The following is a 13,597-nucleotide window of genomic DNA, read 5'->3' on the forward strand; positions in this document are numbered from 1 at the left end:
CGGTCCGGTACCGGCGGCGGGGCCCAGCCCGTCTCGTCGTTCGCTCACTGCGCACAAGACGCACCCTGGTCACGCCCACGGCGAACAGGGGCAGCCCCCGGGGGGAGCGCTGGTTACTCTCGAAGTACTTGGCCGGACTCACACGAGACCGGCACAGCGTCGGCTCCGCTCATCAGGGGCCAAGGGAGAGCACATGTTCGAGAGATTCACCGACCGGGCCCGTCGTGTTGTCGTCCTCGCTCAAGAAGAAGCGAAGATGCTCAACCACAACTACATCGGCACCGAGCACATCCTCCTCGGCCTCATCCACGAGGGCGAGGGCGTCGCCGCCAAGGCGCTGGAGTCGCTGGGCATCTCGCTCGACGCCGTGCGCGAGCAGGTCCAGGACATCATCGGGCAGGGCCAGCAGCAGCCGACCGGGCACATCCCGTTCACGCCGCGCGCCAAGAAGGTGCTCGAGCTGTCCCTGCGCGAGGCGCTGCAGCTCGGCCACAACTACATCGGCACGGAGCACATCCTGCTCGGCCTGATCCGCGAGGGCGAGGGTGTCGCAGCCCAGGTCCTCGTGAAGCTCGGCGCGGACCTGAACCGGGTGCGCCAGCAGGTCATCCAGCTCCTGTCCGGCTACCAGGGCAAGGAAGCGGTCGCCGTCGGCGGCGAGCAGCAGCAGAACGCGCAGCAGGGTTCGCAGGTCCTCGACCAGTTCGGTCGGAACCTCACCCAGGCCGCGCGTGACGGCAAGCTCGACCCCGTCATCGGGCGCGAGAAGGAGATGGAGCGGGTCATGCAGATCCTCTCCCGCCGCTCCAAGAACAACCCCGTCCTGATCGGTGAGCCCGGCGTCGGCAAGACCGCCGTCGTCGAGGGCCTCGCCCAGGCGATCGTCAAGGGCGACGTGCCCGAGACGCTGAAGGACAAGCAGCTCTACTCGCTCGACCTCGGGTCGCTCATCGCCGGGTCCCGCTACCGCGGTGACTTCGAGGAGCGCCTGAAGAAGGTCACGAAGGAGATCCGCACCCGCGGTGACATCATCGTCTTCATCGACGAGATCCACACGCTCGTCGGTGCCGGTGCAGCCGAGGGCGCGATCGACGCGGCCTCGATCCTCAAGCCGCTCCTCGCCCGCGGTGAGCTCCAGACCATCGGTGCCACCACGCTCGACGAGTACCGCAAGCACTTCGAGAAGGACGCCGCACTCGAGCGTCGCTTCCAGCCGGTGCAGGTCAACGAGCCGTCGCTGCCCCACGCGATCAACATCCTCAAGGGTCTGCGCGACAAGTACGAGGCGTTCCACAAGGTGTCCATCACCGACGGTGCGATCGTCGCCGCGGCGAACCTGGCGGACCGCTACGTGCAGGACCGCTTCCTGCCGGACAAGGCCATCGACCTGATCGACGAGGCCGGCGCTCGCCTGCGTCTGTCGATCCTGTCGGCGCCGCCGGAGCTCCGCGAGTTCGACGAGAAGATCTCGACGGTCCGCGGGTCGAAGGAAGCCGCCATCGAGGAGCAGGACTTCGAGAAGGCCGCGAGCCTGCGTGACGAGGAGAAGAAGCTCCTCGGCGAGCGTCTCCGCCTCGAGAAGCAGTGGCGTGCGGGTGACGTCGCAGCGTCCGGCACCGTCGACGAGGGCATCATCGCCGAGGTCCTGGCCCAGGCCACGGGCATCCCGGTGTTCAAGCTCACCGAAGAGGAGACCTCGCGTCTCGTCTTCATGGAGAAGGCACTGCACGAGCGCGTCATCGGTCAGGAAGAGGCCATCTCGGCCCTGTCCAAGACCATCCGCCGGACCCGTGCCGGCCTGAAGGACCCGAACCGTCCCTCCGGCTCGTTCATCTTCGCCGGCCCCACGGGCGTCGGGAAGACCGAGCTCGCCAAGGCCCTCGCCGAGTTCCTGTTCGACGACGAGGGTGCGCTGATCTCCCTCGACATGTCGGAGTTCGGTGAGAAGCACACCGTGTCCCGCCTGTTCGGTGCCCCTCCCGGGTTCGTCGGGTTCGAGGAGGGCGGCCAGCTCACCGAGAAGGTGCGCCGCAAGCCGTTCTCCGTGGTCCTGTTCGACGAGATCGAGAAGGCCCACCCGGACATCTTCAACTCGCTGCTGCAGGTGCTCGAGGAAGGCCGTCTCACCGACGGTCAGGGCCGCGTGGTCGACTTCAAGAACACCGTCATCATCATGACCACGAACCTCGGTTCGCAGGGCATCGCCGGTGGCCCGGTTGGCTTCCAGGTCGAGGGTGACTCGGCCGTCGGCTACGACCGCATGCGCGGCAAGGTCAACGAGGAGCTGAAGAAGCACTTCAAGCCCGAGTTCCTGAACCGTGTCGACGACACGATCGTGTTCCCGCAGCTGTCGCAGCCCGAGCTGCTGCAGATCGTGGACCTGTTCGTGAAGCGTCTGGCGGACCGCCTGCTCGACCGCGACATGACCGTCGAGCTCACGCTGCCGGCCAAGGAGCAGCTCATCAAGGTCGGGTTCGATCCGTCCCTCGGTGCACGGCCCCTGCGTCGCGCGATGCAGCACGAGGTCGAGGACCAGCTGTCCGAGCACATCCTGCAGGGTGAGCTCAACGCCGGTGACCACGTGAAGGTCGACTTCGTCGACGGTGCGTTCCACTTCGAGACCGGGCGTCAGCCGGGCCGCGAAGAGGTCCTCGCCGGTGCAGCCGCGGTCGAGGCCGCGACCGACACGCCCCAGGGCGAGATCGAGTCCTAGGACCTGACACCCCACGGACAGGAGGCTCGGTGCCAGCTGGCACCGGGCCTCCTGTCCGTTCTCGGGTCGCGTTCAGATCCCGCAACGCCGATCTGCGCGTCCTTCCGGCCACGGACCCCCGTCCGGGGGTACTGTGATGACAACGCGCGAGACGTTCCCCCCAACTCCTCGCGCGTCGCGCTCGATCGGTTCCCCCCAACGGATCGAGTCGCAGCCGGCCCCGGTCTGTTCGCAGACCGGGGCCGTTGCACGTCCGGCGGTGGTGCCGGTCGGCCGTGCGGGCGTCCGCCGTGTCAGGCGGTGTCGGGCAGCTGTGCGGCGAAGTCGCGGACGGCGCGCTCCCAGCGCTCCGGGTCCTCGTTCCACTCGAGCGTGTGCGGTGCCGTGCGGAACGTGACCGTGGTGGCGCCCTGCCGCGCGGCGTCGGCGACGTCGTCGGCCGCGACCAGGGCGTCGGCCTCGGAGCGGATCAGCAGCGTCGGCGTCGACGAGTCCTGCCACGTGGTCGTCGTCACGGGGGTCGGAGCCCCGGCGAGCCGTGACAGCACGTTCGTGGTCGCGATGCGGGCGGCGACCGTGCCGACGAACGCGGGCAGGTGCGCGCCCCGGACGGCCCCGCGGAGTGCCGAGGCGACGTCGAGCAGGGGGGAGACGGCCACGATTGCGTCGACGTCGACGCGTGCGGCGGCGACGGAGCAGGCGAGCGCGCCGGCGGACCAGCCCTGGAGCACGACGCGCTGGGCGCCACGGGCTCGGGCGGCGCGGACGGCGGCGACGATTCGGTCCGCTGCACCGGCGTCGAGGGAGCGGAGCGGCAGGTCGGTGGTGTCGACGACCTCGGACGAGGCGCCGAGCGCACGCCAGACCCCGACACCGCGCAGGACCTGGCGCGGGCCGAGGGACTGGCCGTGCACGTGGACCACGTGGGTCGTGGCGGCCTCGGGCTCGGTGCCGGGGACGTCGTCCGGTCCGTCGTACCGCAGGGCGTCCCAGCCCCACGCACCGGTCGCCACGGGGGCGGTGACGCTGCGGCGGACGGTGTCACCGTCGCTGCCGGCCCCGGTCTCCGTGCTCGCGGTGGTGATCGCGCCGACCTGCACCCGGGTGTCGTCGCGCTGCAGGTCGTAGGTGCCCGGCAGGCGGGTGTCGCGGGTGGCGGTCAGCTCGACCTCGGTGTCCGTGGCGCTGCGGACCGTGGCGGTCGCCGTGTACGGCGTCGGGAACAGCAGCCGCCGTGCGACGAAGGCGCCGAGTCCGAGCGTGCCGACCGCTCCTGCCGCGGTGCCGAGTGCCGTGATGCGTGCGCCGGTCATGTGATCTCCCTGAGTCGTGCCGTGGTGAGCGTCGCAGCGGCCGGGACGTCCTGCCCGGCCTCGCGCGCGCGGTCTTCGATCTCGACGGACAGTCGGTGCTGCCGACTCCGCCACTGGCGACGCTGCCACACGATCGTGAAGTAGAGCCCGGTGTTGCCCGATGCCGTCTCGAGCCGCCGGAGTTCCGGTTCGAGCACGCGGAACCGGCGTCGGGCGGCCCGCCAGTCGCGGAACTCCCGTGCGGCGTCGGGCAGGACGCCGCCGGCCGCGCCGATGGCGAGCAGGACCATCGAGCCGAGGAACACCGGGGTGTAGAGCTTCGACAGGACCCCGACCGCACCGTCCGCGCCGGCGACGTGCACGGCGTCGAGGGCGAGCGCGATGCCGGCGAGGAGCACGAGGCCGGCGGCACCGACGACGAAGAGCCAGTACAGGCGGCCGAGCCCGTCGCCGCTCCGGAACCCGCGCAGCACGGCGACGGCCGACCGGGCGATCACGATGGCGATGTAGGTCATCTCGACCGCCGAGTACAGCGCGGTCGGCAGCTGGTCGCCGTAGGCCGCCATGAACTGCGCCGTGGGTGTCGGTGCGTCGATGAGGCTGAACAGCACGACGAGGGCGACGAGCACGAGCACGCAGCCGATGATGCGGCTGGCGCGCAGGAGCTTGGCGGAGCGTGCCGCGGCCTCGACCGACTGCGCGAGGGCGAACATGCCGCACACCATCAGGCAGCGGCCGATCAGGTCGGCGATGTTGGGCACGTGCGTCACACCGGCGAGGAACGTCGTGACGTCGGGCTGGTTGATCGTGAGTCCGACGGCGACGCAGCTGCAGCAGACCATCAGCCAGGTGACGCTGGCCGACTGGGTGCGCACCAGGAGCAGCCGGGCGACCAGCACCGCCAGGATCAGCCAGACCGGGATCGACCCCCAGACGTGCAGCGTCACCGCGTCACCGGAAGATCCCGGGCTGGCCCTCGGGGTCGAGCAGCCCGATCCGCAGCGCGAGCTGGTCGGCGACGAGTTCGACGGCCTGCTCGTGCGGGGTGTCCAGCGAGCGGGTGAACGCCGTCCTGCCGCTGAGCAGCCCCGTGTACGCCTGGTGGTCGCAGCCGGTGTCGTCCATGAACACGTGGGCGAGCTCGTGCAGCACGCACGCCACCCGGGAGCGCTCGGACAGGCCGGGGCGGGTCTCGAGCAGGGCGTGGTCGGTGCGCTGGATGAGCCGCGCGGACAGGTCGCCCGGCAGCTCCGTGGTGCGCACGTGGATCGGTTTGCCGAGCGCCGCCTCGGCGCGGGCGGTCAGCTCCGGCAGGGACAGCCGACGGGGGAGCCCGAGGCGTTGCACGCGGCGACGGGCCTCGGTCTGCCGGCGCAGGGCGTCGAAGCGGTCGCGGTAGCCGCTCACGGGGTGCCGCCCGATTCGTCCAGCCGACGCAGGTGGTCGGTGAAGTCGCGGATCTCGTCCGCCGAGGCGAACTCGCCCAGACGCCGGGTGGCGAACGCGACGACCTCGCGCTTGCGGAGTTCGAGCACGAGCTCCAGCTGCGCCTGCACCCGCTCCGGCACGTCCGTGTTGCCGGCCGCGTCGGTCAGGTACTCCGCCGGGACGCCGAAGTAGGTCGCCAGGGCCGCCAGGAGTCGCTGGTCACGGACGGCCGGACCGTTGCCGCCGAGCATGTAGCCCCAGCGCGGTCGGCTCATCGACGCACCCTGCGCCTCGATCTCGGCGGCGATCTCCTTGTACGGGGGTCGCTGGCCCGAGTTGGCCTCGACGACGTCCATCAGGAGCTGCAGTTTGCGCGACAGTTCCCGACGGTGTGCGTCGTCGTCGTTGTACTCGATCACGTGTCCCCACTCTCACATCTGTCTCAGACATGATAAAACTGATCCAGCGCGTTGGCCGGTGTCACCACTCTGCCAGGCTCGCGCTCGCTCGTCAGGTCGGCATTTCGATGGGGGGATGCCGAACGGGGGACGAACGAACGGGAGGCGCGGTGCCAGCTGGCACCGCGCCTCCCGTCCGTCGTGTGGTGCGGACTACGCCTGCACGTCGCCTCGCCAGCCCGGCTGGGTCGGTGCGTTCTCGACGCGCTCCTTGTAGTTCTGCAGGTCCTTCTTGACGGCGTGGCCGCCGACGCCCACGGCGGAGCCGAGCTTCTCGAGGATGCCGGAGGGCTCCCAGTCGATCTGCACGGTGACGCGGGTCTCGGCGTCGGAGAGCTTGTGGAAGGTGACGACACCGGCGTGGTCGGTCTCGCCGTCCTTCACGGTCCAGGCGACACGCTCGTCGGGGTGCTGCTCCGTGATGAGGGCCCGGAACTCGCGCTCCTGGCCGGCGATCTTCACGGTCCAGTCGGTGGTCTTGTCGTCCACCTGGACGATCTTCTCGACCTCGTCGAGGAAGTGCGGGAACTCCTCGAAACGGGTCCACTGGTCGTAGGCCTGGCGGACGGGGACGTTGACGTCGACGGTTTCGATGATCTGAGGCATGCACCGGACGGTAGGCCGATCGACCTGGGCGGCACTCAGCAGGGCTGTCCCCCTGCGACGTCGGCGGGTACGGGTCCGTCCGTCGCTACGCAGTAGTGTGAGGCGGATGACAGAGCACGGCAAGCATGCGTTCCACGAGCGCGACGACCACGGGATCCTCGTGCGTCCGGCGCTCGCCTCGGACGTCCCGCACATCCAGCGGCTCATCGCCCCCTACGTCGACCGGCGCATCCTGCTCGGCAAGGAGAACGTCGCCCTGTACGGCTCGATCCAGCAGTTCCGGATCGCCGAAGGGCCCGACGGCACCCCGATCGGGTGCGGGGCGCTCGCCGTCTTCTGGGACGACATCGCCGAGGTGCGCACGCTCGCCCTCGACGAGCAGTGGATCCACAAGCGCGTCGGGCACCGGATGCTCGAAGCGCTCGAGCACGACGCCCGCGAACTCGGCGTCGCCAGGATCTTCTGCCTGACCTTCGAGGTCGACTTCTTCGCGAAGCACGGGTACCTGGAGATCGGCGAGAGCGTCGTCTCACCGGACGTCTACGCCGAACTGGTCCGCTCGTCGGACGAAGGGGTCGCCGAGTTCCTCGACCTCGCCCGGGTCAAGCCGAACACCCTCGGCAACACCCGCATGCTGAAGAACCTCTGACGCTTTCCCGTGCCGCCCGGCGGGGTGGCCGTGTGCGGCCCGCGCCGTTGTCTACCCTGTGCGCATGTCGTCGTTGCGTCACCCCGTCGGGCCCGAGAAGCCGGTCGTCTACTGGCGCCGCCGGGCGCTCGTGCTCGGGGCGCTGCTGGTCGTCGTCCTGGTGGTGGTGCTCATCGTCGTCGGGCGGGGGAGCGGGGCCACGTCGGCGGCGCCGAGTGCGTCGGCCTCTGCTGGTGCCTCTGCTGCTGCCGGGTCTGCTGCCGGTGCGTCGTCGGACGGTTCTGGGTCCGGTTCCGGGTCCTCGCGGTCCGCTGCGCCGAAGCCGTCGGCTTCCGCCTCGGCTTCTGCGTCGAAGTCCGCTGCTGCCGACGGGTCGACCTGCACGAAGGACCAGATCGTCCTGACCCCGGTGCTCGACAAGTCGGCCTACGGCCCCACCGAGGACCCGAAGATCGCGATGTCGATCAAGAACTCCGGCACGAACTCCTGCCACCTGGACCTCGGGTCGGCGCAGCAGGTGCTGACCATCAGCTCGGGCCAGGAGCAGTACTGGTCGTCGAAGGACTGCCAGACCGGCGGGACGAACCAGGACGTCACGATCAAGTCCGGTCAGACGCTCACGACCCCGGCGATCGCCTGGGACCGCACCCGCTCGTCCACGTCGACGTGCGACTCGTCACGGCCGGCGGTCACCGCTGGAGGCGCGAGCTACCACCTGCAGGTCGCCGTCGGGAACCTCGAGTCGAAGAGCTCTGTGCAGTTCATCCTGCAGTAGGCGGCGGCGGCGGGTTCGCGGTTCGCGGTACGCGGTACGCGGTTCCGATCCGTTCCGCACAACCGAAGTGCTTTCGCGCCAGGCGCTCGCGTGGTTCGGCGTGGCTTTGGTCGTGCGAGATGCCGAGCAGGGCCGGGAACAGCAACAGGCCCCGTCGTCCGAAGACGACGGGGCCTGTTCAAGCTGATGTGATCAGCCGAGGACGGTGATGTTCTCCGCCTGCGGGCCCTTGCGGCCCTCGGTGATGTCGAACTCCACCTTCTGGTTCTCCTCGAGCGACTTGTAGCCGTTGCCAGCAATCGCAGAGAAGTGCGCGAAGACGTCAGCGCTGCCGTCGTCCGGGGCGATGAAGCCGAAGCCCTTTTCGTTGTTGAACCACTTGACGGTACCGGTAGATGCCATGATGGCGTTTCCTTAGCTTTCTTGCTTCCGCCAAGGTGCAGATGCACCGACGGAGACCCCGACGTACGTCGACGGGGGTAATGCGCCACGCGGGCAGGTGCCGGCGGGACGGGTTCGGGGTCAGGCCTGTCGGCCAGTGACCCTGGGGCCCGGGTTGAGGGGCAAACCACCTCGCCCGGACGTTGAGCGCCGCCGAAGCGGTTCCATCAGGCTAGCGTGCTCTGGGCCGACTGGCTACCCGTGCGTCACGGAACGACGAAAATCTGGTGGAATTGAGCTGATGGCAGACAAGGAACAGCGCTTCCGGAGCGAACAGCTCGAGGAAGCCCTCGCGAAGCAGGACGTCGCTGCGGTGGCGTTCGCGCTCCGCCACGACATCGTGATCGTCCCCCGACTCGTCACCGGCAAGAAGGACATGCAGGTGCGGGTGTTCGGCCGTGAGGGGTCGGACAAGCGCATCCTGCTGCTGTTCTCGTCGGCGGACGCCTACACGGCGATGGTGCCGGACGAGAAGATCCGGCAGGTCATGGTCTACGACGGGCCGCGGCTCGAGGAGTTCCTGGCCGCCCACCTCGACATGCTCGAGGGCGTGTTCTTCGACATCGCCGGCCCGCACACCATGCAGGCCGCGCCGGCGGACCTGCTGGCCGCTTTGCGCGCGTAGCGCCTCAGAACGAGCGGTCGAGCTCGCGTTCGCGCGGCGACTGCGTCATCGAGAACGCCACACGCAGGGCCTCGCGCAGGTGCCCGGAGTCCGAGCCGAGCACCGTCGTGAACCCGAGGCGGGTGGCCTCGTTCACGCGCTGCTTCGTGCCCGTGGCCGGACGGATCTCGCCGGCGAGGCTGATCTCACCGACCGCCGCGAGCGTGTGCGGGTACGGACGGTCTCGTGCCGCGCTCGCGAGGGCCAGTGCGATCGCCAGGTCGGCGCCGGGCTCCGTGAGCTTCATGCCGCCCACCGTGGACACGTAGACGTCGGCGTCGGACAGCTTGAGGCCGGCGCGGCGTTCGAGCACCGCGAGCAGCATCGCGACACGGGAGGCATCGACACCGTTCACGACCCGGCGTGGCTGCGGCGCCGAACTCGGGACGATGAGGGCCTGCACCTCGACCGGCAGCGCGCGACGGCCCTCGAGTGCGACGGTGACGCACGTGCCGGACACCGGGGTCGCGTTCTTCGACATGAAGAGACCGCTCGGGTCGGGGACCTCGTGGATGCCGTCGCCACCCATGTCGAAGCACCCGACCTCGTCGGTGGGGCCGAAGCGGTTCTTGAGCGCCCGGACGAAGCGCAGCGCGGTCTGCCGGTCGCCCTCGAAGTGGCAGACGACGTCGACCAGGTGCTCCAGGAGCCGCGGGCCGGCGATCGTGCCGTCCTTCGTGACGTGCCCGACGATGAGGACGGGCAGGGCGCGGTCCTTCGCGATGCGGATCAGGGTCGAGGCGACCTCGCGCACCTGGGACGTGCCACCCGCGATGCCGTCGATCGAGCTCGACGAGATGGTCTGCACGGAGTCGGCGATGAGCAGGTCGGGCTGGACCTGGTCGATCTGGCCGATGATGACGCCGAGGTCGACCTCGCTCGCCAGGTACAGGTCGTCGTGCATCGCCCCGGTGCGTTCGGCGCGGAGTCGGACCTGGTCGACGGACTCTTCGGCGCTGACGTAGAGGACGCGCTTGCCCGAGGCTGCGGCTCGGGAGGCGACCTCGAGCAGCAGGGTCGACTTGCCGACGCCGGGCTCGCCGCTCAGCAGGACCGCCGCACCCGGCACCACGCCGCCGCCGAGGACACGGTCGAACTCGCCGATGCCGGTCTGCCAGCGCTGGACCGAGGTGCCGCGGGCTTCGGTGATCGGTCGCGCGGCCCGGGCGCCGGTGACGGCGACCGCTGACGTACCCCGGGTGCTCGCTGACGCCGCGGAGCTGTCCTCGACGGTGCCCCAGGTCTGGCACTCACCGCACCGGCCGACCCACTTGATGCTGGTCCAGCCGCACTCGGTGCAACGGTAGAGGGACTGCGGGCGCGCCATGTCGTCGAGGCTAGGCCGTACGGCCGACATCACCGGCGCGGTCGCCCGGCTCGTCCGGTCCGTTTGGTTCGTCCGACTGGTCTCGTTCGTCGGGCACCGCGATCGACCCGGTCATCCGGTGGCGCAGGCGCTCGACCGGCCCCGGACCCTGGCGCGAGGCGTGGTCGAGTGCCTCGGCACCATCGGTGTCCTGCTCGGCGCGGGCGTTCGCGACCGCCCCGGCTTCACGACCGAGGTTCTCGGCCTCGCGCACGGACAGGTAGTGCCGGATCGCCGCCACCGTGTCGACCCGCGCGTCGACCGCGGGCTCGAACGCGCTCGCCCAGATCTCGTAGCCGCGGTCGTTCGGGTGGAACAGGTCGCCGTAGCTGTTGAAGAAGGTCCGGCGGAGCCCGACCCGCTTCGTGATGGTGTGCAGCGGGGCCACCGTCAGCCCGAACTCGTCGGCCACCCGGTGCACGATCTCGTTGGCCACCGCCACCTTGCGCTCCCGGTCCGGCACGAACATGCACGGCAGCTCGGCCACCACGGCGTGCGACGGCACCGCGCCGTAGATCGCGCGGATGTTCCGCTCGAACTTGTCCGGGTCGAAGTCGGCGATGTCGTTCGCCCCGATCGACACCGTGCAGATGTCGGGCGCGTAGTGCCGGAGCTTCGGCAGCTGATCACGCTTCGCGCCCCACGTGGTCGAGCCGGAGACGCTGAGGTTCACCACCCGGACCGACATGTGGGAGCGGTGCCGGATGCGCCGCGCGAGCAGCCCCACGTAGCCACGCCCGGGCGCGGTCGCACCGACGCCCTGCGCTGCCGAGTCACCGATCGCCACGTAGAGCAGCTGCCCTTCGTGCTGCTGTCGTTCGCGCCACCAGTCGGCGTGGATCGGGAGCATGTCGACGACCCTCTGGGCCGCTGCCCGTTGGCCCTTCACGCCGGCGCGGGCACCGACGGCTGCGGCACCGACGACACCGAGGCTGCCGACGACGGAGGTGAGGAGTGCGATGAGCGTGCGGGATCTCATGCCGTGGACGGTACGCCCGCCGGTCTTGCCGGAGACGAGGAGGACCTGTGGGTGTGGGGAGAGCCCTGTAGGTGACCGCCTGTGGAGGGGGAGCTGACCCGGGGTGTCATCACGGGCCTCTGGGATCGTGTAAACTCTTTCCCGGTACCGTGTCCGAGCGGCCGAAGGATCATGTCTCGAAAACATGTGTGGGGGCAACTCCACCGTGGGTTCAAATCCCACCGGTACCGCCACAGAGCTGATTCTGTTTCTGACCTCAACGGTTTGCGAAACGTGGCTCAAGAGAAGAACCCCCGGCTCGGGCCGGGGGTTCTTCTCGTTCCGCTGTCGATCGGCGTGATCTGCCTCGCTGTTCGGTGCGACGGGCGGATCCGGACGGGCGGGCGGCTTTCTCGGGCGCGCTGAAGCATCCCGGACGCTGGTGGAGCGTTTTCAAGCGCGTTGGAGCGTCCGGGTGCTGGTCGTGCTTGTTCAGTTCGAGAGGCTCCATACAGCCTACGTCTGCGGCATCGGTATGAGCTTCGCCGGTCGGAGTTGCGCTTGTAGTTGGACCGGCCGAGCTGGTCGCGTCGGCGCTGCAGGCGTTCGTGCTCCTGCTTGCGCGGCTGAGGCTGCCGCCCTTCTCGGGCGCGCTTGTCGAGGATGTAGAGCTCGTGTTCGAACTGGATGATGTGTTTCGAGGTTTCGTGTGTCGTGGAGGGAAAAAGGTTCGGACGAGGTGCACACCGAGGACACTCGCATGGCGATCCGATGAGTGCGGCGGTGCCGGCGTGGCTTCGGTGCGAAGCGAAAAGGACGACACAGAGCGAAGCTGCCCACACGTACCCGGACCGGGAGGGACGCGTGCGGCAGCCGATCGGCTACCGAGAAGCGATCACGACCCGGAGCGTCGTGACTAGCTGTAGGTTCGATCCCGGATCGGCTGAGTGTGTGACGTCTCCCGAAGTGATCCTGGTGCTTACGCTATCTTGAGTGGATGTCAGTAGCAGGGGGCGGGGCGCCGCTTAGTGCGCACCGAGTGCAGTATCGGGTCGGCCACGGCGGGTTCCATGCCACTACTGTCGCGCAACCGGGGGTGAGCCCGCTGACCTACATCTACGACGTCGGTGCGGCACCGCGTGTGGGCCAACTGGAATCAGCCATTCGTGACTTGGCGAAGGACCTGGTCAATCGAGGCGTAGTGCGCATTGACTTCATCTTCGTATCACATCTCGACGAAGATCATGTGAATAGATTGCGGTTTCTTGTCAAGGAGATGGGTCGGTCAACGATATCGGTCGGAACGCTTGTCATACCCTGGCTCGGACCCGTATCGAGGCTCTTCGGCATGCTCCGGCAATCTCATCGAGCGGGGAAAGCGGCGAGCATGAGCCTTCTGCAATCTGACGCAAGTATCGCTGAGTTCGCGGCAAACCTCGGATTCGTGGAAGTTCTCTTGGTACAAGACGGCCTAAACGCAGCCGACCAGAACGTTGCTGTTGACCTTGCCCAGCAGGTAGACACCGACGGAGCGGTAGTGGCCGCACCAGTACGAACGATCGCCTCGGGAACAGATCTCACACCGGCAGGTGTGCCGTGGATGCTGCTCGTCACACAACTCACGGTTCCGAAGAAGACCTTGAAAGAGGTGGCGAAGCGGATCAGGTCTAAACTGAAGCTCGACGTCAACCGGGAAACGGCCCGCCAGAGCGTGATCCAGTCGCACGCCCACCGACGCGCAGCTCGCGCCATCATGGAAGACGTTGCGCATGCTCACGGGATCCCACGCGGTCGAACGACCATTACCAACTGGTCATCAATAAGCTTGTACAGCGGATCTACTAATCCTCCTACCAAGCATCCTTCTATTTCGTGGAATCCAACCCATTTCGCACATTCATGCACAAATGGGTGGATCCACACGGGGGATCTGCCGCTCAACGTCGGTCATGCTTGGCAAGCATTCGCGGCGGAATGGCATAAGTGGTTGCCGTCGGGCGTTCAGACGTGCGTGGTGACAGCTCCTCACCACGGATCAATGAATGGCCATAACATAGCGCTATTCAGCCTGTTCAATCCGGATCATGCGGTATTCACGTACGGACTCGAGAAGGGTTCGACAAAAATCAGGCCGCGGTGGGCAAAGAAGGTCGACCCGACGGACGCCCTCCGCGAGGTCAAAGCCCGGACCACTGCGCAAGTGTGGGAACTGTCGAACTGACGAAG

At 68.4% G+C, this 13,597-nt stretch carries 13 protein-coding genes and 1 tRNA gene; 6 read left to right on the plus strand and 8 right to left on the minus strand.

Features of this window, described 5'->3' with window-relative positions; translation table 11 throughout:
- Positions 1 to 193 precede the first annotated feature (193 nt).
- Positions 194 to 2,713, plus strand: coding sequence for an ATP-dependent Clp protease ATP-binding subunit (locus tag ACZZ9K_RS11555; protein WP_027467068.1), 2,520 nt, complete (start codon positions 194 to 196; stop codon positions 2,711 to 2,713).
- A gap of 293 nt (positions 2,714 to 3,006) precedes the next feature.
- On the opposite strand, the gene ACZZ9K_RS11560 is transcribed toward ACZZ9K_RS11555, so the two are convergent.
- From ACZZ9K_RS11560 to ACZZ9K_RS11580, 5 genes are all read right to left on the minus strand, one after another.
- The gene (locus ACZZ9K_RS11560; RefSeq protein WP_463444102.1) at positions 3,007 to 4,026 is read right to left on the minus strand and encodes a hypothetical protein; all 1,020 of its coding nucleotides are present in this window, start codon (positions 4,024 to 4,026) and stop codon (positions 3,007 to 3,009) included.
- Positions 4,023 to 4,973, minus strand: a complete 951-nt coding sequence (locus ACZZ9K_RS11565; RefSeq protein ID WP_463444103.1) for a hypothetical protein — start codon at positions 4,971 to 4,973, stop codon at positions 4,023 to 4,025. The genes ACZZ9K_RS11560 and ACZZ9K_RS11565 overlap by 4 nt, the downstream gene beginning before the upstream one ends.
- A 4-nt stretch (positions 4,974 to 4,977) precedes the next feature.
- On the minus strand, positions 4,978 to 5,433 hold the full coding sequence (locus ACZZ9K_RS11570; RefSeq protein ID WP_111024020.1) for a hypothetical protein: 456 nt from the start codon (positions 5,431 to 5,433) through the stop codon (positions 4,978 to 4,980).
- The gene (locus tag ACZZ9K_RS11575) at positions 5,430 to 5,873 is read right to left on the minus strand and encodes a hypothetical protein (RefSeq protein ID WP_035809351.1); all 444 of its coding nucleotides are present in this window, start codon (positions 5,871 to 5,873) and stop codon (positions 5,430 to 5,432) included. The genes ACZZ9K_RS11570 and ACZZ9K_RS11575 overlap by 4 nt, the downstream gene beginning before the upstream one ends.
- A 192-nt stretch (positions 5,874 to 6,065) precedes the next feature.
- The gene (locus ACZZ9K_RS11580; RefSeq protein WP_027467072.1) at positions 6,066 to 6,518 is read right to left on the minus strand and encodes an SRPBCC family protein; all 453 of its coding nucleotides are present in this window, start codon (positions 6,516 to 6,518) and stop codon (positions 6,066 to 6,068) included.
- Positions 6,519 to 6,624: 106 nt separating this feature from the next.
- On the opposite strand from ACZZ9K_RS11580, the gene ACZZ9K_RS11585 reads away from it, so the two are divergent.
- Positions 6,625 to 7,167, plus strand: coding sequence for an amino-acid N-acetyltransferase (locus ACZZ9K_RS11585; protein ID WP_071245253.1), 543 nt, complete (start codon positions 6,625 to 6,627; stop codon positions 7,165 to 7,167).
- Positions 7,168 to 7,231: 64 nt separating this feature from the next.
- A complete protein-coding gene (locus ACZZ9K_RS11590) occupies positions 7,232 to 7,942 on the plus strand; it encodes a hypothetical protein (RefSeq protein WP_138802306.1) in 711 nt (236 codons plus the stop codon).
- A gap of 192 nt (positions 7,943 to 8,134) precedes the next feature.
- Here the strand turns inward: ACZZ9K_RS11590 and cspE are convergent, their stop codons facing one another.
- The gene (gene cspE / locus ACZZ9K_RS11595) at positions 8,135 to 8,344 is read right to left on the minus strand and encodes a transcription antiterminator/RNA stability regulator CspE (RefSeq protein WP_017887662.1); all 210 of its coding nucleotides are present in this window, start codon (positions 8,342 to 8,344) and stop codon (positions 8,135 to 8,137) included.
- A 280-nt stretch (positions 8,345 to 8,624) separates the two neighbouring features.
- On the opposite strand from cspE, the gene ACZZ9K_RS11600 reads away from it, so the two are divergent.
- Positions 8,625 to 9,008 (plus strand): SseB family protein, encoded by a 384-nt coding sequence (locus ACZZ9K_RS11600; protein ID WP_017887661.1) that lies wholly within the window; start codon positions 8,625 to 8,627, stop codon positions 9,006 to 9,008.
- 4 nt (positions 9,009 to 9,012) lie between these two features.
- Here ACZZ9K_RS11600 and radA read toward each other — a convergent pair whose 3' ends face one another.
- Positions 9,013 to 10,374, minus strand: coding sequence for a DNA repair protein RadA (gene radA / locus ACZZ9K_RS11605; protein WP_463444104.1), 1,362 nt, complete (start codon positions 10,372 to 10,374; stop codon positions 9,013 to 9,015).
- Between the two features lie 10 nt (positions 10,375 to 10,384).
- Positions 10,385 to 11,392: an SGNH/GDSL hydrolase family protein gene (locus tag ACZZ9K_RS11610; protein ID WP_138802308.1), complete on the minus strand. Its 1,008-nt coding sequence runs from the start codon at positions 11,390 to 11,392 to the stop codon at positions 10,385 to 10,387.
- A 143-nt stretch (positions 11,393 to 11,535) separates the two neighbouring features.
- Here ACZZ9K_RS11610 and ACZZ9K_RS11615 point away from each other — a divergent pair.
- Together ACZZ9K_RS11615 and ACZZ9K_RS11620 are read left to right on the plus strand one after the other, a co-directional pair.
- Positions 11,536 to 11,625 (plus strand) — tRNA-Ser (locus ACZZ9K_RS11615).
- Between the two features lie 842 nt (positions 11,626 to 12,467).
- Positions 12,468 to 13,592 (plus strand): ComEC/Rec2 family competence protein, encoded by a 1,125-nt coding sequence (locus ACZZ9K_RS11620; RefSeq protein WP_463444105.1) that lies wholly within the window; start codon positions 12,468 to 12,470, stop codon positions 13,590 to 13,592.
- The last annotated feature ends 5 nt before the right edge of the window (positions 13,593 to 13,597 follow it).

Source organism: Curtobacterium sp. AC268 (genome assembly GCF_979258745.1).